At 72.1% G+C, this 16,098-nt stretch carries 18 protein-coding genes; 9 read left to right on the top strand and 9 right to left on the bottom strand.

The features are described 5' to 3' along the window. Window positions 1-111 precede the first annotated feature (111 nt). Entirely contained in the window at window positions 112-456 is a 345-nt protein-coding gene (locus tag QM788_RS05970) for a YkgJ family cysteine cluster protein (RefSeq protein WP_415660564.1), read from the top strand. Here QM788_RS05970 and QM788_RS05965 read toward each other — a convergent pair. From QM788_RS05965 to QM788_RS05940, 6 genes are all read right to left on the bottom strand, one after another. Further along, window positions 366-587, bottom strand: a complete 222-nt coding sequence (locus tag QM788_RS05965) for a DUF2061 domain-containing protein (RefSeq protein WP_415660563.1) — start codon at window positions 585-587, stop codon at window positions 366-368. The two genes, QM788_RS05970 and QM788_RS05965, sit on opposite strands and share 91 nt — an antisense overlap. Window positions 588-699: 112 nt before the next feature. Then, window positions 700-1,203 (bottom strand): hypothetical protein, encoded by a 504-nt coding sequence (locus tag QM788_RS05960; RefSeq protein ID WP_415660562.1) that lies wholly within the window; start codon window positions 1,201-1,203, stop codon window positions 700-702. Then, window positions 1,200-2,363: an ABC transporter permease gene (locus tag QM788_RS05955; protein WP_415660561.1), complete on the bottom strand. Its 1,164-nt coding sequence runs from the start codon at window positions 2,361-2,363 to the stop codon at window positions 1,200-1,202. Before QM788_RS05955 ends, QM788_RS05960 begins: the two co-directional genes overlap by 4 nt. Then, on the bottom strand, window positions 2,360-3,151 hold the full coding sequence (locus QM788_RS05950) for an ATP-binding cassette domain-containing protein (protein ID WP_415660560.1): 792 nt from the start codon (window positions 3,149-3,151) through the stop codon (window positions 2,360-2,362). Before QM788_RS05950 ends, QM788_RS05955 begins: the two co-directional genes overlap by 4 nt. Beyond that, complete coding sequence (locus QM788_RS05945; protein ID WP_415660559.1) at window positions 3,148-4,608, bottom strand: alpha/beta hydrolase; 1,461 nt, start codon at window positions 4,606-4,608, stop codon at window positions 3,148-3,150. The genes QM788_RS05950 and QM788_RS05945 overlap by 4 nt, the downstream gene beginning before the upstream one ends. Before the next feature lie 140 nt (window positions 4,609-4,748). Further along, the gene (locus QM788_RS05940; protein ID WP_415660558.1) at window positions 4,749-6,305 is read right to left on the bottom strand and encodes a thioredoxin family protein; all 1,557 of its coding nucleotides are present in this window, start codon (window positions 6,303-6,305) and stop codon (window positions 4,749-4,751) included. Between the two features lie 239 nt (window positions 6,306-6,544). Between QM788_RS05940 and QM788_RS05935 the strand changes: the two genes are divergently transcribed. The 6 genes from QM788_RS05935 to QM788_RS05910 all read left to right on the top strand — a co-directional run bounded on the left by QM788_RS05935 (window position 6,545) and on the right by QM788_RS05910 (window position 11,547). After that, window positions 6,545-6,742 (top strand): hypothetical protein, encoded by a 198-nt coding sequence (locus tag QM788_RS05935; RefSeq protein ID WP_415660557.1) that lies wholly within the window; start codon window positions 6,545-6,547, stop codon window positions 6,740-6,742. Between the two features lie 144 nt (window positions 6,743-6,886). After that, window positions 6,887-8,200 (top strand): DUF4397 domain-containing protein, encoded by a 1,314-nt coding sequence (locus tag QM788_RS05930; RefSeq protein WP_415660556.1) that lies wholly within the window; start codon window positions 6,887-6,889, stop codon window positions 8,198-8,200. A 129-nt stretch (window positions 8,201-8,329) separates the two neighbouring features. Next, window positions 8,330-8,749 carry a DUF1801 domain-containing protein gene (locus QM788_RS05925; protein WP_415660555.1) on the top strand — a complete coding sequence of 140 codons (420 nt, stop codon included), beginning with the start codon at window positions 8,330-8,332 and terminating at the stop codon, window positions 8,747-8,749. A 19-nt stretch (window positions 8,750-8,768) separates the two neighbouring features. Continuing rightward, window positions 8,769-8,984, top strand: a complete 216-nt coding sequence (locus tag QM788_RS05920; protein WP_415660554.1) for a cysteine-rich CWC family protein — start codon at window positions 8,769-8,771, stop codon at window positions 8,982-8,984. Between the two features lie 9 nt (window positions 8,985-8,993). Continuing rightward, window positions 8,994-9,848: a DMT family transporter gene (locus QM788_RS05915; RefSeq protein WP_415660553.1), complete on the top strand. Its 855-nt coding sequence runs from the start codon at window positions 8,994-8,996 to the stop codon at window positions 9,846-9,848. Window positions 9,849-9,864: 16 nt separating this feature from the next. After that, window positions 9,865-11,547: a long-chain-fatty-acid--CoA ligase gene (locus QM788_RS05910; RefSeq protein WP_415660552.1), complete on the top strand. Its 1,683-nt coding sequence runs from the start codon at window positions 9,865-9,867 to the stop codon at window positions 11,545-11,547. A 786-nt stretch (window positions 11,548-12,333) separates the two neighbouring features. Here QM788_RS05910 and ribA read toward each other — a convergent pair. Continuing rightward, complete coding sequence (ribA, locus tag QM788_RS05905; protein ID WP_415660551.1) at window positions 12,334-12,948, bottom strand: GTP cyclohydrolase II; 615 nt, start codon at window positions 12,946-12,948, stop codon at window positions 12,334-12,336. A gap of 86 nt (window positions 12,949-13,034) precedes the next feature. Here ribA and QM788_RS05900 point away from each other — a divergent pair, with 86 nt between their 5' ends. Next, a complete protein-coding gene (locus QM788_RS05900; RefSeq protein ID WP_415661164.1) occupies window positions 13,035-13,730 on the top strand; it encodes a dienelactone hydrolase family protein in 696 nt (231 codons plus the stop codon). Next, window positions 13,723-14,550, top strand: coding sequence for a uracil-DNA glycosylase family protein (locus QM788_RS05895; protein WP_415660550.1), 828 nt, complete (start codon window positions 13,723-13,725; stop codon window positions 14,548-14,550). The genes QM788_RS05900 and QM788_RS05895 overlap by 8 nt, the downstream gene beginning before the upstream one ends. Before the next feature lie 610 nt (window positions 14,551-15,160). On the opposite strand, the gene QM788_RS05890 is transcribed toward QM788_RS05895, so the two are convergent. Together QM788_RS05890 and QM788_RS05885 are read right to left on the bottom strand one after the other, a co-directional pair. Continuing rightward, window positions 15,161-15,376: a DUF4287 domain-containing protein gene (locus QM788_RS05890; RefSeq protein ID WP_415660549.1), complete on the bottom strand. Its 216-nt coding sequence runs from the start codon at window positions 15,374-15,376 to the stop codon at window positions 15,161-15,163. 171 nt (window positions 15,377-15,547) lie between these two features. Continuing rightward, window positions 15,548-16,012, bottom strand: a complete 465-nt coding sequence (locus tag QM788_RS05885) for an Lrp/AsnC ligand binding domain-containing protein (RefSeq protein WP_415660548.1) — start codon at window positions 16,010-16,012, stop codon at window positions 15,548-15,550. Window positions 16,013-16,098: the final 86 nt, after the last annotated feature.

The raw sequence follows: 16,098 nt of genomic DNA, 5'->3' as shown, positions 1-16,098 counted from the left end.
GGCAGCCCTTGGCCGAGGGGCGCCACGGCATGTCGGGCAAACCCCGAATTTTACGAAGCGGCTGTGGACAAGTCACCCCGTCCCGGGGGCGGCCGCAGGGACAATCCGGCCATGGACTGCCGCCCCCGCTGCGCCGCCTGCTGCATCGCCCCGTCGATCAGCTCGCCCATCCCCGGCCACCCCGATGGCAAGCCGGCGGGCGTGCGCTGCGTGCAGCTGGACGCCGAGCTGCGCTGCCGGCTGTTCGGCCGCCCGGAGCGCCCGGCCGTCTGCGGCTCGCTGCCGCCGCACGAGGAGATGTGCGGCGAGACGCGCGAACAGGCCATGCGCTGGCTGGGCTGGATGGAACAGGCCACCGCGCCCGCTCAGCCGGCCGGCAGCGGCGCCCGGCCGGTGCGCCAGCGCGCCCGCCACGCCGTGGCGCGCGGGTGGTCCCAGTACTTGTCGAAGAAGTAGTGCAGCACCGTGTTGGCCAGCGGCTCCACGAAGGTGACCGCGCCGGCCACGGCGACGCTGCCGGTCAGCGCGTAGGCCACCGTGAACGAGGTGCCGAGGTGCAGGACGCCGAAGCTGAGGGTCTTGGCCATGAGGGCTATCAACATGAAAAATTGGATAGCCAAATGCTAATGATTCTCATCGCCGCCGGCCAATCGCTTGCGGCTATGGCGGCCATCGGCGCGGCCGAAAACACCCAGACGCTCAAGGCCCGGTGCCCGGGCCGCTGACCTTCCCGGTCACCGGCTGCCGGGTGGCGCGGTCCTCGATCCAGGCCTCGCAGGCGTCCGGCGCGATGCGGCCCGCGACGCGGTAGGCCTTGCCGGCCTCGGGCGTGAAGGCCAGGTCGCCGGACACCCGGCAGCCGTGGCCGCGCATCGCCAGCAGCGGTGCGGCGTACTGCGTCACCGCCTGTAGCCGCACGACGGCCGGGCGCGGCGGCAGCTCGTTGCTCAGCGCCACCGGGGCGGCCGAGAAGCCGCGGCCCTGGTGGGCCTGCAGCGTGGCGATGCTGGTGCTCAGCAGCCGCCGGCCGTCCACCGCCGTCATCTCGAACACATGGGCCAGGCTGTCGCCCTGCAGCGTCGACTGGTCGGCCACGTTCACGGTCGGCCCGTCGTAGCCCTCGGGCGTGGCGGGCTGGAAGCCGCTGAAGCTGCCGCAGCCGGCCAGCAGCGCGACGCCGCAGATGCCGAGCGCGGCCCTCATCGCGCCACCGCCGCGCGCAGCGACCGCGCCACGTCGGCCAGCGCCACGGCCGCCAGCGCGAAGCCGACGGCCACGCCCGGCAGCACCTGCTGCCAGCGCAGCGCCTCGCCCTTCAGCACGGCCAGCATCAGCGTGTTCTGCGCCAGGCCCGGCACCCACAGGTACCAGGGCGCGTCGCCGCCCGGGTTCAGCAGCGTGACCATGGGCATCAGGCTCACGGCCGTCACCACCAGCGTGCTGCCGGCCTGCGCCTCCTTGAAGGTCTTGGAGCGGATGGCCAGCGCCATCAGCAGCGCCGACAACCCGGCCGCCAGCGGGATCTGCAGCAGCCAGAAGGCCAGCACCTCGCCCGGGCCGAACTGGAACATCGCCTGCAGGCTGTCGCTCCTGAGCAGCCACTGCGCGGGCACGAAGCTCAGGGACGACAGCAGCGCCACCGCCAGGCCCAGCAGCGCGACGGCGCCCCACTTGCCGGCGACGATGGCGGCGTGCGGCGCGGGGTTCATCAGCAGCGGCTCCAGCGAGCCGCGCTCGCGCTCGCCGGCCGTGCTGTCCAGCGCGGCGGTCAGCGCGCCGTACAGCACGGCCATGATGATGAACATCGGGATGATGCTGGTCAGCCGCGTGGCGCGGGCCTGCACGCTGGCGAGGTCGCGCTCCTGCACGTCCAGCGGCTCCAGCAGCTCGACGGACACGCCGCGCAGCGCCAGGTTCAGCGCCGCACGCTCGCGGTTGAAGCCGTTCAGCAGCCGCGCGACGGCGCCGGTGCCGGCGGCCGCGCGCTGGTTGGCGCTGTCGCTGACGACCTCCACCGTCGGCGCCTCGCCGGCCAGCAGCCGGGCCTCGAAGTCCCGGGGCACGACGAGCACCGGCTCCAGCAGCTTGTTCGCGCGCAGCCGGGCCTCGTAGTCGGGCGGCGCGGCCTTCAGGGTGTAGGTCTGGCGCTCGATGAAATTCCTCAGCGTGGGCGCGTGCTCCATGCCCACGGCCAGCAGCTCGCGGCGGTCCGCGCGCTCCTCCAGCGACGCGATCAGGCTCGACAGCGCGGCCAGCAGCAGCGGCCCCATCAGCAGCGCCGGGACCAGCAGGCGCAGCAGCGTGCGCCGGTCGCGCAGCGCGTCGGCCAGTTCCTTCGTGAAAACGATCAGCGCCTGCTTCATGCGGCGTCCTCCTGCGAAACCCGGGGAAAGGCGAGCCTGACGAACGCGTCCTCGAAGCGCGCCTCGCCGGCCTGCGCCAGCAGCGCCGGCACGCTGCCGCGCGCGACGCTGCGGCCGTGGGACACGACCACCACCTCGTCGCACAGCTGCTCCACCTCCTGCATGATGTGCGTGGAGAAGACGATGCACTTGGCCCCGCCCTCGGCGCTGCGCAGCCAGCGCAGCGCCTCGCGCAGGCCGCGCGTGGCCAGCACGTCCAGGCCGTTGGTGGGCTCGTCCAGCACGATGTTGGCGGGGTCGTGCACCAGCGCGCGGGCCAGCGCCGTCTTCATGCGCTCGCCCTGGCTGAAGCCGTCGGCGCGGCGGTCCAGGATGGCCCGCATGTCCAGCAGCCGCGCCAGCTCGTCGGCGCGCGCGTGGGCGGCGTCGGGGTCCATGCCCTGCAGCCGGCCGAAGTAGACGATGTTCTCGCGCGCCGACAGGCGCGGGTACAGCCCGTGCGCATCGCCCAGGATGCCCATGCGGGCCAGCGCTTTCAACGGGGCATCCTTCACGACGATGCCATCCACCGCGATGTGGCCGCCGTCCGGCGCGAACAGCCCGGCCAGCATGCGCAGCGTCGTGGTCTTGCCGGCGCCGTTGGCGCCCAGCAGGCCGGTGATGCGGCCGTTGGCGGCCGACAGGCTGACGCCTTGCACCGCGCGCACCACGCGCTTGTCGCCCCGCTTGAACAGCCCCGCGCCGGTGCGCGAGACGAATTGCTTGTGAACGTCCTGGATCTCGATCATCGCGCTGCTCCCGGGGCCTGGACGGGCTGGAAGGCCAGCGGGCGCGGGATGCGCGTGGCGCAGCCGCCGTCCTGGGGCAGGGCGGCCGCATCGGTCTTGGCGTCGATGAAGCGGAACACCAGGTCGCGCACGCAGCCCACCGCCATCACGCCGTGGCCGGCCTCGGGCGCCACCAGGTGCTGCACCCGCCCGGGCTGCCCGGCGGCCAGCGCACGGGCGACGCGCTCGCCGTGGCGCGGCGGCGTGGCCGGGTCGGCGCCGCCGCTCAGCACCAGCACCGGGCTGGGCGCGGGCGGCACCCGGTAGAAGGCGGCCGGCACGTCGCCGCGCGGCCAGCTCCGGCAGACGCGGGCGTACAGGTCCGCGCCGCCGGTGCCGAAGTCGGCGCCCGGCGCATCGGCGGCCTGCGCCAGGCGCGGCATGTCTTCCGCGCAGATCACCGAGAAATGCATGCCCATCGCCAGCGCCATGCCCTTGCCGCCGGCAAAGGCGGCGGTCAGGCCGAACAGCCCGTCGAAGCGGCCGTCGTGCGCGGCGGCGTGCAGCGCGGCCGGCAGCGCGGCGGCCAGCGCCGGCTGGTACAGCGGCGGGCGCACGGCCCGCAGCAGCAGCTCGCGGTCCACCGTGAAGCGCTCGGGCGTGCCGGTCAGCGGGTGGGCCACGGTGACGGGGCGGGGCAGCGAGGCCAGCAGCTGCCGCCAGTCGGCGCGCAGCCCGGGGTGGGTGCGGGCGTGGGCGTCGAACAGCTTGTCCAGCGCGGCCTGGCCGTCGGTCGAGAAGCTGGCGGGCAGCACCATGTCCGGCGGCGCCACGCCGTCGATGACGGTGCGGCGCACCCGGGCCGGGAACTGGCGCAGGTACTCCAGCGCGGCGCGCGTGCCGTAGCTGGCGCCGACGAGGTTCCACTGCGGCACGCCCAGGCGGTCGCGCACGGCGTCCATGTCCTGCATGGCCAGGGTCGTCGTGAAGAAGCGCAGGTCGCCGTAGGGCAGCTTCTCGAGCGCGGCGCGGCAGGCGTCCAGGCGCCGGAACTGCGCCTCGGCGTCCAGCTGCTCGGTGACGGTCAGCCGGCTCTCGTCCGCGCAGGTCAGCGGCGCGGAGCGGCCGGTGCCGCGCTGGTCGATGAACACCAGGTCGCGCCGGTTGTTCAGCCGGTTCAGCCGCGGCAGCACGCGCGCGGCGACGTCGATGGCGCTCTGCCCGGGGCCGCCGGCCAGCATCAGCACCGCGTCGGGCTGCTTGTTGCGCGCCATCGCGGGCACCACGAGGTAGTGCACGGCGATCTTCACGCCCGCCGGCCGCGCCGGGTCCAGCGGCCGCTCCAGGCTGCCGCACTGCAGCTCGTTGGGGATGCCGTCGATGCGGCAGGGGTGCAGCGGCGGCGTGGCCGCTGCCGCCGCGCCGCACAGGCCCGCCATTGCCAGCGCCGCCGCCAGGCGGCCTCGCCAATCACGCATGCCGGTCTCTTCTCGTCGTTGGGATGGCGTGCAGTATCCGGCCCGGGCGCCGCCGTGACGGGGCGCGGCGGGTGGGTGGCGCCGGTGGCCGCGCGAGCGGCAGCCGGTGCGGGTGAATGGCGGCCCCCGCGAACCGCGCTTCAGGCCTTCTTCATCAGCCCCCGGCAGGCCGACCGGGCCTTGGCATCGCTGCCGTCCAGCTTGCCGCAGACGCCGTCCAGCTGCGCCTTCAGCCGGCCGACGGCGGCGGCCTGCGGGGCACCCTGGTTCCAGGCGGCCAGCAGGGTGGCCACCTTCTTCAGTGACCGCTCGCTGCGCTCATAGAACGCGCCCGGGTCCTTCTCGGCCTCGGCGAACAGCTGGGCGGCCGCCTTTTCGATGCGCGGCGTGTCCTGCGGGCTCAGCTCGATCAGCGCCGCGACGTAGTTCGAGCCCCACTGCAGCCGCGTCGCCGGGCCCTCGCTCTTGCTGAAGGCCTCCTCGTACCAGCGCAGCGCCTCCTGCTTGCGGCCCTGCTTCTTCGCGTTGCCGCCCAGCTGGCTCATCAGGTAGTACGGCGAGTGGCTGCGCGCCAGCGCGGACTTCAGCAGCTCGTCGCTGTCCTTCCACAGCCCGGCGCGGCCCAGCAGGTGGGCGGCCTGGGTGACGGCGGCCTGGCGCTCGTAGCCGTCGGTGATCTCGCGGTGGGCGCGGCCGGCCTGCTCGCGCGCCTCGGCCAGCAGCGTGGGCGGGAGGCCTTGCGGATGGGGCTGGTCCCGGGCCACGTCCAGGCGCGCCAGCTCGATGCGGCCCTGCAGCGCGTTCAGCCGGTCGGCGCGGGACAGCGTGGCGTCTTCGTTGAGCCGCTTCAGCGCGGCGTCGAACGCGGCCAGCAGCGCGGCGCGCGCGTCGCCCGGCTGCGGCGCCAGTGCGCGGACGAGGTCCGGCGCCTCGTTGGCGAGCACGTCCATCTGCGCGCGCGCCTGGGCCGGGTCGGCCAGCACGGCGCGCAGGCGCGGCAGCTGCGCGGCGTCCGCCGCGCGGCCCTCGGCCAGCGCGCCGACGGACTTCAGCCACAGCCGCGTCGTCGTCTCGGCGTCCGCCGCGCCGGCACTGGCCCGGGCCAGCTGCGCCAGCGTGGCGGCGCGCTCGGCCACCGGCAGCAGCTGCTGCTCGTCCGTCTCCCAGCCGTAGAAGCCCAGCAGCCGCCACTCGTTGGCCGAGAGCTTGCGGCCCGCCTTCGCGTCGGCCAGCACGGCCTTCACCGGCCGGCCGCTGGACAGGCCCAGCTGCAGCACCTGCATCACCTGCGCCGCGTCCGCCTCGCCCGGCAGCCGGGTGATCTCGCTGCCGCCGGGGTTGAACAGGATCAGCGTCGGGTAGCCGCGCACCTTGAAGCGCGTGCCCAGCTTCTGCGCGCCGGGCGCGTCGCCGTCGATGCCCACGGCCACGAAGGCCTTGCTCTGCGCGATGAAGTCCGCGCGGTTGAACAGCGTCGCCTTCAGCTGGTTGCACGGCGGGCACCACTTGGCGCCCCAGTACAGCAGCACCGGCTTCTTCTCGGCCCGGGCCTGGGCGAAGTGGCGGTCGATGTCGGCATCCGCGGCGGCGGCCTGCCAGGACACGCCCGGGCCGGGGCCGGTGGCCGCCTGGGCGGCGGGCGTGGCGGCGAGCAGGGCGGCGGTGGCCAGCGCGGCGAAACGGAGGGTGAGCGTCATCGGGCCTGGGTGGGGAGGTGGTCGAGGCCGCCATTGTCCGCCGCGGGCCGGCGGGCGGTGTCTGCGCGGGCCGCATGAGCTTATTCGCCGCCCAGCCTTTCCGTCCCCCGTCCGGGGGGGGGGGCTCCGGGGCGACTCCCCCACCGGGCCTCCCCCCGGGCGATGGCCGGCGCCGTGCCGGGCGCCGATGCTGAGGGCATGGCGTCTTCCCGTGCGCCGCCCCCCGGATGGAGCCCGACATGCACTTCTTCCACGCTTTGCAGACCGCCCGCCCCAACACCCCGCCGCCGGCCGCGCTGCCGCAGGCGCAGCCCGCCGTGCCGCGCACCCCGTCCGAGGCCTGCGGCTGGTTCGACTCCAGCTTCGACCTCGCCGCGGGGCTGGAGGTGTCCGAGCAGGACTGCGACACGCTGTACCAGCTCTGGCAGCTGTCCTGAGCCGAACCCGGCCGGCGTGGCCGCGCAACAGTTCTTCACCGGCCGCCAGACGGTGGCAATCGTCCCGCCGCCCGCTTGAGTTCTAATCGCGGGTCCGCGCAATGGGGATCAGCCCGGCGGTTTGGTTTTTTCGGAGAGATTTCGATGCGATTCACCCCCCGGGCCACCTGGCTGGCCTTGATGCTGAGCCTGCCCGCCACCGCGCTGCTGACGGCCTGCGGCAGCGGCGGCGATGGCGGCGGCGACACGCAGGTGCGCCTGCTGAACGCCACCCGTTCCTACCCCTCGCTGGACCTGACGGTCAACGACAAGACCATCAACAGCAAGGTCGCCTACGCCACCGTCGGCGAATACGGCGCGGTGAACATCGACGCCACGGCCACCAAGGTGCTGACCAGCGACGTCGGCACCAGCATCGCCGCGACGACGCCCTCGCTGACCGCCGGCAGCAACTACACCTACATCACCTACGGCTTCGCCGGTGCCGTGCGCACCACGCTGCTGCAGGAAGCCGAGACGGTGCCCGACGCCAACAAGGCCAAGCTGCTGGTGCTGAACCTGGCGCCCGATGCCGGCGCGATGGACGTCTACCTGACCACCGCCGCCGACTGCGCCCTCGCCACCGAGACGGCACTGACCAGCAACCTGCAGGGCGGCGCCGGCAGCGGCTACATCCAGGTCAACTCCGGCACCTTCCGCGTCTGCGTGACCGGCTACAACAAGCGTGCCCAGGACCTGCGCCTGAACATCCCGGCCGTCACGCTGGACTCGGCCACGGTCAACACGCTGATCCTGACCTCCACGGACGGCGGCGTGCTCGTCAACGGCATCACGCTGGTCCAGAAGGGCGCCGTCAAGAACTACGCCAGCACCCAGGCCCGCGTGCGCACCGTCAACGCGCTGAGCAACAGCGCCACCGTCAGCGCCACCGTCAACGGCCAGCAGATGTTCGACGGCGCGATCAGCCCGCTGATCAGCGACTACGTGACCGTCGAGTCCGGCGCCAGCACCCTGAGCGTCCAGGTCAACGGCAACAGCGTCAGCTACACGCCGCCGACGTTCACCGCCGGCACCGACACCACGCTGCTGGTGTACGGCGACCCGGCCGCGCCCAAGCTGTCCGTGCTGAACGACGACAACCGCCTGCCCACCGTGTCCGGCGACGTCAAGATCCGCCTCATCAACGCGATGCCCATCTCCGGCGCCGGCCTGAACGTCGGCTTCGGCGCGGTCGCCTCCAACGTCGCGTCGGGCGCGACCTCGGTGCCCGCCACCACGTCGTCGTCGTCCAGCACCCAGGTCGACGTGACGGCGCCCATTGCCGGCTCGCCGATCTACACCAACACGGCCTTCCCGCTGCCGGCCAACACCGTCTGGACCTTCATCGCCGTTCCGACCGTGATGAGCACGACCAACACGACGGGCTACACCGCCCTGCCCAAGCGCGAGCGCCCCTAAGCGGCCCCGCCGCTCCCGGCCCCACAACCCCCGGGCCTCCCGGCCGGGGGTTTTTTGTTGCCCGCGCGGAGCCGCTCCGGCCGCCGCCGGCCGGCCCACAATCCGTGCCCTGACTTCCCGGAGCGCGCCATGGCCGCCGCGAACAAGACCGTCCCGACCGCCGCCGACGTCGATGCCTACGTCGCCGCCCAGCCCGAGGCGCGCGCGGCCGACTGCCGCACGCTGATCGCGCTGATGCAGCGTGCCAGCGGCGAGCCGCCGGTGATGTGGGGGCGCATGGTCGGCTTCGGCCGCCGGCACTACGTCTACGACAGCGGCCGCGAGGGAGACATCTTCCGGATCGGCTTCGCCAGCGGCGCCGGCGGCAAGGGCGACATCAGCCTCTACCTCGACCTGGGTTGCCTGCCCGCCGGGCGCGAGGCCCTGCTCGCCGGGCTGGGCAGGTACCGCGAAGGCAAGGGCTGCCTGTACGTGAAGCGGTTGGCCGACGTGGACCTGGGCGCGCTGGGCCGGCTCTGCGAGGCCGCGCTGCGCGAGGCCGGCGCATGAGCTCACGAAGGAGGTGCCGGTGAGCGCGGACCTGCCGGGCGACGCGCGCTGCCCGCGCTGCGGCGGCGGCTTCGCGTGCGGCGCGGCCACCGGCCACTGCGCCTGCTTCGGCCTGCGGCTGAGCGACGCGCTGCGCGCCGAGCTGGCCGCGCGCTACCGCGGCTGCCTGTGCCTGGCCTGCCTGCGCGCGCTGGCCGAGGCCGATGCCGGCGGCACCGCGCGTCCCGGGGCATGATGGCGCCACATGCCCGCCCTCGACCGTCTCGCCCCGCCGCTGTTCATCTTCATCTGGGCCACCGGCTACATCGCCGCCAAGCTCGCCGCGCCCTACGCCGACCCGCTGACCTTCCTGTGCTGGCGCTATGCCGGCGTGCTGGTGCTGATGCTGGGCCTGGCGCTGGCCGCGCGCGCGCCCTGGCCCGGCCGGCGCGGCGTGCTGCACCTGGCCGTGGCGGGCCTGGGCATCCAGGCGCTGTACCTGGGCGGCGTGTGGGTGTCCATCCGCCAGGGCCTGCCGGCGGGCACGGCGGCGCTGATCGTCAACTTGCAACCGGTGCTGGTGGCGGCCCTCGCGCCGCTGATCGGCGAGCGCGTGGCGCCGCGGCAATGGCTGGGCGTGGCGCTGGGCCTGGGCGGCGTGCTGCTCGTCATCGGGCACAAGCTGCAGCTGGGCGCCGGCTTCGGCCCGGCGCTGGGGCTGTGCCTGATGGCGCTGCTGGGCATCACCGGCGGTACGCTGTACCAGAAGCGCTTCGTGCCGCAGTTCGACCTGCGCACCGGCCAGGCCGTGCAGTTCGCCGCGTCGCTGGCGGCGACGCTGCCGGTGGCCTGGCTGCTGGAGCCCATGCGCATCGAGTGGAACGCGCAGGTGCTGCTGGCCATGGGCTGGAGCGTGCTGGTGCTGACGGCCGGCGGCATCAGCCTGATGTTCCACATGCTGCGCCACGGCCGCGTGACGGCGGTGTCCAGCACCATGTACCTGGTGCCCTCCGTCACGGCGGTGATGGCGTGGCTGCTGTTCGGCGAGACACTGGGCGCCCAAGCGATCGCCGGCATGGGGGTGACGCTGTTCGGCGTCTACCTCGTCGTGGCGAAATGACCGGAGACTTCCCCCCATGATTTCCCCTCGCGCGCATCACAAGTTCTGGCCGGCCCGCGTGCCCCACGCCATCCGCCCGCCGGCTACGGCGCTGCCGGACAACCTGCTCGTCAGCGCCCGCCGCTTCCCCGACCACCCGGCGCTGGTCTTCCTCGGCCAGGCCACGAGCTATGCCGAGCTGGCCGCGCAGGTGCAGCGCCTGGCCGCGTGGCTGGCACAGCGCGGCGTGCGGCGCGGCGACCGCGTGCTGGTGGGCCTGCAGAACTGCCCGCAGCTCGTCATCGCCCACTACGCCATCCACAGCGCCAACGCGGTCGTCGTGCCGGTGAACCCGATGAACCGCGCGGCCGAGCTGAAGCACCTGCGGGAAGACAGCGGCGCCGTGCTGGCCATCACCAGCGCCGACCTGGCCGCCGAGTGGCTGGCCGCCGGCATGGCCGCGCAGGACCTGCTCGTCACCCGGCTGGCCGAGGCGCTGCCCGGCGGGCGCGCCGACGCGGCCGCGCTGCAGCAGCTCCCGCCCGGCTGGGGCGACTGGCTGAACGCCGACATCCCGCTGCCGGCCGGCGCCACCGCCTGGGCCGACGCGCTGGCCTGCACCGCCGAGCCGCCGCAGACCGTGGTGGGCGCCGACGACCTCGCCGTGCTGCCCTACACCAGCGGCACCACCGGCAACCCCAAGGGCTGCATGCACCTGTACCGCAGCCTGCAGCACAACATCTTCGCCGGCGGCCTGTGGGGCAATGCCAGCCACGAGGACGTGGTGCTGGGCGTGGTGCCGATGTTCCACATCACCGGCATGGTGGTCGTCATGCACGGCACGCTGGCCAGCGGCGGGACGCTGGTGCTGATGCCGCGCTGGCAGCGCGAGTACGCCGCGCGGCTGATCGCCGAGCACCGCGTCACGCGCTGGACCAACATCCCGACCATGGTCATCGACCTGCTCGCCAGCCCGCAGGCCGACGGCTTCGACCTCAGCAGCCTGGTCACCATCGGCGGCGGCGGCGCGGCCATGCCGCAGGCCGTCGCCGAGCGGCTGCTCAGCCGCCACGGCCTGCGCTACATGGAGGGCTACGGCCTGACCGAGACGGCCGCGCCCAGCCACAGCAACCCCTACGACGCACCCAAGCAGCAGTGCCTGGGCGTGCCCTTCCTGAGCTGCGACGCGCGCGTGGTGGACCCCGACACGCTGCGCGAACTGCCGCCGGGCGAGAGCGGCGAGATCATCGTCCACGGCCCCATGGTGTTCGACGGCTACTGGCGCCAGCCCGAGGCCACCGCCGCGGCCTTCGTCGAGTTCGAGGGCCGGCGCTTCTTCCGCACCGGCGACATCGGCTGCGTGGACGCGGACGGCTACTTCTTCATGACCGACCGCCTCAAGCGCATGATCAACGCAAGCGGCTTCAAGGTCTGGCCCAGCGAGGTGGAGAACCTGATGCACGCCCACCCCGGCATCGCCGAGGCCTGCATCATCTCGGCGCCCGACGCCTACCGCGGCGAGACGGTCAAGGCCGTCGTCGTGCGGCGCGCCGGGCACGAGGCGCTGACGGCGGACGCGCTGCGCGCCTGGTGCCGCGAGCACATGGCCGTGTACAAGGTGCCGGCGGTCGTCGAGTTCGTCGACACGCTGCCCAAGAGCGGCGCCGGCAAGGTCATGTGGCGGACGCTGCAGGAGCGCGAGCGCGCGCCCGGCGGCTGACCGGCGCGGCGCCCGGGCCTCAGCGGCGGCGGCGCAGCGCGCCCAGCCCCGCGAGGCCGAGGGCCATCAGCCCCCAAGCCCGCCGGCTCGGGCACGGGCGCGGCCAGGCGGGTCGTGATGGCCGCGCCGCGCACGTCCTCGTAGGCGAAGGCGTTCAGCGTGATGCGGTAGTCCTTGCTGACGGTGATGTCGGCGAAGCCGTAGAACACGTCGCTGGCCGAGCTGCCGCTGGCGTCCCGGATCGTCAGGCCCAGGAAGCCGCGGCCGATGTCGAAGTTGCCGAACACCGGGCCGATGTCCGTGTAGCCGGCGCCCGGGCTCTGGTAGCCCGTGCCGGGGCCGATGCTCACGCCCGCGCCGAAATAGGCCGGGTTGAGGTTGCTGCTGGAGGCGTAGATGACGCCGTTGCCGCGCGAGAAGAAGCCCTGGGTGAAGACCATCGCCTCGGGCGTGGGCAGCGAGGCGTCCAGCAGCAGGAAGAACTGGCCGTCCTCGAACAGCGGCGAGGGGAAGAGGTAGCCGCGCTCCTGCGCCATGCCGGTCAGCGGGTTGAACCACACGCCGGTGCCGTCGGCGTTGCCGCCGGCCGGGTTGGGCGCCGTGGTCAGCGGCGTGGCGAGCGCCGTGTAGACGACCGCGGCCGGCGCGGTGGTGGCGGCGCCCAGCAGGGCCGCGAACGAGAGACCGGTCAACAGGGCACGCATGGCCATTCCTTTCGAGCTGGGATGCCGCCGAGTCTGCCCAAGACCCGCCCGGTGCCGCATCGCGGGGAACCCGCGAATGCGCCTACTCGAACAGATGCCCCAGGTCGTGGTGGCCCATGGACTCGGCCTTGGTGCGCAGGTACTTCTCGTTCTCCGGCCCGGGCCGCGTCAGCGACGCCTCGCGCGCGACGACCTCGATGCCGCACTCCGCCAGCGCCGCCATCTTCAGCGGGTTGTTCGTCAGCAGCCGCACGCGCTGCACGCCCAGCGCGCGCAGCATGCAGGCGGCCGCGTCGTAGCGGCGCGCGTCGATGGGCAGGCCCAGCGCGGCGTTGGCCTCGATGGTGTCCTTGCCCGCGTCCTGCTCGGCGTAGGCGCGCAGCTTGTGCACCAGGCCGATGCCGCGCCCCTCGTGGCCGCGCATGTAGACGATGGCGCCGCGGCCCTGGGCGGCGATGCGGCGCATCCCGTCCTCCAGCTGCGGCCGGCAGTCGCAGCGCAGCGAGCCGAACACCTCGCCCGTCATGCACTCCGAATGCACGCGCACCAGCGGCGGCTCCGCGCCGGGCGGGCCGGCCAGGTCGCCCATGCTGAGCACGACGTGTTCCTGCCCGCTGTCGCCCTCGCGGAAACCGTGGATGGCGAACTCGCCGAAGGGCGTCGGCAGGCGGGTGGAGACGATGTGTTCGATCTTCATGGACCGCGCATTTTCGCCGCGCCCGCGAGCCCGCGCGCCGCTGGGGTTAGGCTGGCGGCTCTGCAAGAGGAGATGCCCAGATGTCCATGACCCAGATCGTCAGCTTCCCGCGCCCGGACGGCGCCCTCGTGTCCGGCTTCCTGGCCGAAGCCGAGCGGCCCGTCGGCGCCGTCGTCGTCATCCAGGAATGGTGGGGCGTGAACGGCCAGATCAAGGGCGTGGCCGAGCGCTTCGCGCGTGCCGGCTTCACGGCCCTGGTGCCCGACCTGTACCGGGGCCAGAGCACCGTCGAGGCCGAGGAAGCCCACCACCTGATGAGCGGCCTGGACTTCGCCGATGCCGCGTCGCAGGACGTGCGCGGCGCCGTGCGCTACCTGAAGGGCCTGCAGCGCGGCAGCGGCAAGGTCGGCGTCACCGGCTACTGCATGGGTGGCGCGCTGACCGTGCTGGCCGCCACGCAGGTGCCCGAGGCCGACGCCGCCGTCGTCTGGTACGGCATGCCGCCGCTGGAATTCGTGGACGCCGGCCGCATCGCGCTGCCGCTGCAGGCGCACTGGGCCACGCAGGACGAGTTCTTCAAGATCGACGGCGTGGACGCGCTGGAGGCCAAGCTGCAGGCGGCCGGCGTGCGCTACGAAGGCCACCGCTACCTCGCCCACCACGCCTTCGCCAACGAGACGGCGCAAGGCCCCGGCCGCATCCCGCAGACCCAGTACGACGCCGCCTGGGCCCAGCAGGCCTGGGACCGCACGCTGCGCTTCTTCGGCCGGCACCTTGGCTGACGGCCCCCTCGCGCGGCTGCTGCCCGAGCTGCGCGCCTGCACCCGCTGCGAGCCCGCGCTGCCGCTGGGCGCGCGGCCCATCTTCCAGCTCGGCGCCACGGCGCGCGTGCTGATCGCCGGCCAGGCCCCAGGCCGCATCGCCCACGAAAAGGGCCGGCCCTTCGACGACGCCAGCGGCGACCGCCTGCGCCAGTGGCTGGGCGTCACGCGCGAGCAGTTCTACGACCCGGCCCGCTTCGCCATCCTGCCGATGGGCCTGTGCTACCCCGGCACCGGCCCGGGCGGCGACCTGCCGCCGCGCCCCGAATGCGCGCCGCTGTGGCGCCGGCGCGTGCTGGACGCGCTGCCCGGCATCCGCCTGACGCTGGCGATCGGCCAGTACGCGCTCGCCTGGCACCTGGGCCGCAAGGCCTCGGTGGCCGAGCAGGTGGCCGGCTGGCGCGACGGCCTGGCGCGCGGCCGAGGTGCTGCCGGCATTGCGGGCGGCGGTGGCGGCAGCCGGGGCGGCCGGACCCAGCGGGGCCTGACCCATCGCCGGCAGGCCCGTGCGGAGCGCCGAGCCTCTGATTTCCGCGTGATGGGCGGAGGAAAAGCCTGTATTTGGCAGGGCGGACTCAAATCTGAAGTGCAATCCCGCCAACAGCCAAGTCATGGCCGTCTGATGAGCAGGCTGGTGATGAAACCGCCCTACCGCGCTCAATCAATTGCAATCTTGCTGCTGCCACCGCATGCGGTATGCATTTTCAAGCGATTACCTTCTTCAATGCCACGGAACAGGAGCAGGTTGAAACCGAACGAAGGACCGAAATTCTTCGAGTAACGGCCTTCACCGGGCTTGGCGTTCTTGGTCTTCGTGATGTCAAAAGCCCTGTAGCGCTCGCCAAGCTGGGACTCAAGTTCCGTTTTCTGTGCATTCGTCACGGCGGCTGGGAAATAGCGGATGATCGACGTGACCGTCCAATGTTGAGTCGAGGTATCCGATTGACCGGGAATCAGTGAGATGCCGACCCGAGTCGGCAGGCCGCTTTCGGTGGTGTAAGTGCCGATCAACTCGTGCCGTTCGCAAGCCGCAGTCACTCGGGCGAGCCCGGCCAGGGCCGTGGAATCGAACAGGCTGTCGGCAAGGAATGGCAATGCGCCTGCTGTGTCACCTTTGAATCTTGACGCTAGCAGCCGTTTTTCGCCATCAGTCACTTTCTTGGCTGACGTGTAAAGCGGCTTCTGCGGGCTGCTGAAGGGGTTTTTCGATCTGTCCCATTTGACCTTGGAAAGCTCAGGGATCCCATCGCCCAGGCAAATCTCTGCGACACAGGGCAGGCCGTTCTTTTCGTAAGTGGCGCCCTGCGAGAACGCGGGGGTCGTGATCATTGCAACGGTGACGAGTAGGGCTTTGCGCATGGTGAGGTCTGTTTCAGGGGGCGTATGGCTGCTCATGCTTCTTGCTGGGCTCGATGGTAGCCGACGAGCGCATTGGCATGACCATGGCCGAGTTTGTGCTCGGTCTTGAGAAAGGCGACTTGCTCCATGTGCTTCTTGTTTTTCACCGAGTTGAGAATATTGAACCAGTGCGAGACGGGTTTTCCGTAGGTTTTCTCAATCGATGGGAAATAGGCGGCTGGGCCTTTGACCTTGGGTTCGCTTGCCATGTCGATCTCCAATGGGGGTGTGCTGGGAGCAGGTCTGTCGATCAGACGGCAGCCATGCTACGTTGCGCCGCCAATCAACACAAGCCAGGGCATCCCTCCAGTGGAGGTCGTCCGCTTTCGCCATCTTCGGCGGACCTGGAATCTACCGGGAGCCAAGAATATAGCCACGAATCAAAACGCCAGCGCCGTCGTCGATTTGACCTCTTCCATCACCGCATAAGTCCGCGTCTCCCGCACCCCCGGCAGCGTCCAGATGACATTGCCGATGAATTCCCGGTATGCACCCATATCCCGCACGCGGGTTTTCAGCAGGTAGTCGAACCCCCCGGCCACCAGGTGACATTCGAGGATTTCGGGGCGGGCCTGGACGGCGGCCTTGAAGTTGTCCATCACGTCCATCACCGTGCGGTCCAGGTGCACCTCGATGAAGACCAGCATCGCCGCGCCCAGCCTGGCCGGGTTCAGCCGCGCTTCGTAGCCGAGGATGTAGCCGTCGCGCGTGAGGCGCTTGACGCGCTCCAGCACGGCCGTGGGCGACAGGTGCACCGTCTCCGCCAGCTTCAGGTTGGAGATGCGCCCGTCCGCCTGCAGCGCGCGCAGGATGCGCGCGTCGATCTTGTCCAGCTCGTCGCTCACCTGGATTTTTCTCTGTGGATACCTCGATTCTTGGAATTTAATCCAAGTAACTGCCCGATACATTGCCGCATCTCACAGGAGCCCGC

Source organism: Roseateles sp., assembly GCF_047654785.1.
Lineage (GTDB): Bacteria > Pseudomonadota > Gammaproteobacteria > Burkholderiales > Burkholderiaceae_C > Pelomonas.
The sequence above is the reverse complement of the archived record's forward strand: the minus strand, read 5'-3'. Positions and strand labels throughout refer to the sequence as shown.

What these genes read in the sequence shown, in the direction of transcription:
- QM788_RS05970 (WP_415660564.1), top strand. Translation starts at nt 112, where the DNA reads ATGGACTGCCGCCCCCGCTGCGCCGCCTGCTGCATCGCCCCGTCGATC.
- QM788_RS05950 (WP_415660560.1), bottom strand. Translation starts at nt 3,151, where the DNA reads ATGATCGAGATCCAGGACGTTCACAAGCAATTCGTCTCGCGCACCGGC.
- QM788_RS05955 (WP_415660561.1), bottom strand. Translation starts at nt 2,363, where the DNA reads ATGAAGCAGGCGCTGATCGTTTTCACGAAGGAACTGGCCGACGCGCTG.
- QM788_RS05910 (WP_415660552.1), top strand. Translation starts at nt 9,865, where the DNA reads ATGATTTCCCCTCGCGCGCATCACAAGTTCTGGCCGGCCCGCGTGCCC.
- QM788_RS05960 (WP_415660562.1), bottom strand. Translation starts at nt 1,203, where the DNA reads ATGAGGGCCGCGCTCGGCATCTGCGGCGTCGCGCTGCTGGCCGGCTGC.
- QM788_RS05965 (WP_415660563.1), bottom strand. Translation starts at nt 587, where the DNA reads ATGGCCAAGACCCTCAGCTTCGGCGTCCTGCACCTCGGCACCTCGTTC.
- QM788_RS05945 (WP_415660559.1), bottom strand. Translation starts at nt 4,608, where the DNA reads ATGCGTGATTGGCGAGGCCGCCTGGCGGCGGCGCTGGCAATGGCGGGC.
- QM788_RS05940 (WP_415660558.1), bottom strand. Translation starts at nt 6,305, where the DNA reads ATGACGCTCACCCTCCGTTTCGCCGCGCTGGCCACCGCCGCCCTGCTC.
- QM788_RS05900 (WP_415661164.1), top strand. Translation starts at nt 13,035, where the DNA reads ATGACCCAGATCGTCAGCTTCCCGCGCCCGGACGGCGCCCTCGTGTCC.
- QM788_RS05925 (WP_415660555.1), top strand. Translation starts at nt 8,330, where the DNA reads ATGGCCGCCGCGAACAAGACCGTCCCGACCGCCGCCGACGTCGATGCC.
- QM788_RS05915 (WP_415660553.1), top strand. Translation starts at nt 8,994, where the DNA reads ATGCCCGCCCTCGACCGTCTCGCCCCGCCGCTGTTCATCTTCATCTGG.
- QM788_RS05935 (WP_415660557.1), top strand. Translation starts at nt 6,545, where the DNA reads ATGCACTTCTTCCACGCTTTGCAGACCGCCCGCCCCAACACCCCGCCG.
- QM788_RS05890 (WP_415660549.1), bottom strand. Translation starts at nt 15,376, where the DNA reads ATGGCAAGCGAACCCAAGGTCAAAGGCCCAGCCGCCTATTTCCCATCG.
- ribA (WP_415660551.1), bottom strand. Translation starts at nt 12,948, where the DNA reads ATGAAGATCGAACACATCGTCTCCACCCGCCTGCCGACGCCCTTCGGC.
- QM788_RS05930 (WP_415660556.1), top strand. Translation starts at nt 6,887, where the DNA reads ATGCGATTCACCCCCCGGGCCACCTGGCTGGCCTTGATGCTGAGCCTG.